Raw genomic sequence first — 990 nt, 5'->3', positions numbered from 1 at the left:
ATTATTTACAACCAACCCTGACCTAAAGAAAGGTTTAATTGACTTAGTTTTTGCAACTAATTATTATGATAAAAAATATGACTTTCTTCCCAACTCACAAAGTTCAATACATCCAATCATTAGTGAAGAGTTAAAAAGTGCTTTGGAGGAGGCCAAAATAGAAGGAATAGAGTTTTATGAATATAATAAAGCAGGACTAGATGTTCCGATTATCTTTTCTTAGTGTTTAGATAGGAGATAACGGAAGGTTTTTGAAGGGAAGAAATAAATGCATCTCTTCCCTGTCACTTTCTCTTTATTTACTTCAAAAGTTTTACTTTGATATTCTGATTCCCCAGTTTGATTTCATCACCATTGTGCTTACCGATAATGGATTTGTAAATAGGAGCATCGGCGGCGACTCCAGTGACTTGTTTCCCTTCATATTTCAGAGGAGGAAAATGTGTTCCCATGATTAAGTACATCATAGGTGTTTCTATAACACTGCCACCCCTCACTTTATCTTCGGTGTGTTCCTGAGCAAGACTTTTCTTTAAAGATTGAACATTGTCAGAGAGGGCATCAATACTGCTGTTGGCAATAGTGATATTACTTATTTCATCTTCTGTATTACTGTCGTAGAGTTTTGTATCAGAAGAGTCGATGGTGTTTTTGATAGATTCTTCACTTTCTTTATGAAATGCATCTATTGTTTTCTGAAATTCATCAATGACGAATTGTATAATACTGTTTCTGGTTGTCATAGTGTTTTGAGTTTAAAGTGAGTCCGAGTATATAATATCAAAATTTTAGACATGTAGTGCAAAGAAAAAGTTTCAAGCAGGGCTATATTCTTGGAAATTTCCAATAAGTAACTGTTCAAAATTATCTATAGCTTAAATGCATTTGAATTAAACTCAGGCTTCGTTAAAATTTTTCGTCTTAGCTATGGCTAGGACTGTAAATTTTGCCTTACCTGAGATCAATTCATTCTACATTTATAAACTATAT

General features: G+C 33.2%; 2 protein-coding genes. One reads left to right on the top strand and one right to left on the bottom strand.

The features are described from left to right. A partial coding sequence (locus HHU12_RS34105; protein WP_169661175.1) for a hypothetical protein occupies nucleotides 1-223 on the top strand: 223 nt, incomplete at its 5' end. A 76-nt stretch (nucleotides 224-299) separates the two neighbouring features. Here the strand turns inward: HHU12_RS34105 and HHU12_RS34100 are convergent. After that, a complete protein-coding gene (locus tag HHU12_RS34100; protein ID WP_169661174.1) occupies nucleotides 300-743 on the bottom strand; it encodes a hypothetical protein in 444 nt (147 codons plus the stop codon). Nucleotides 744-990: the final 247 nt, after the last annotated feature.

Source organism: Flammeovirga aprica JL-4 (genome assembly GCF_012844305.1).
GTDB lineage: Bacteria > Bacteroidota > Bacteroidia > Cytophagales > Flammeovirgaceae > Flammeovirga > Flammeovirga aprica.
Note: the sequence above shows the minus strand (reverse complement) of the source record. Positions and strands in the feature narration are given on the sequence as shown.

Excerpts from the sequence above, each read along its gene's own strand:
- HHU12_RS34100 (WP_169661174.1), bottom strand. The coding sequence starts at position 743 with ATGACAACCAGAAACAGTATTATACAATTCGTCATTGATGAATTTCAG.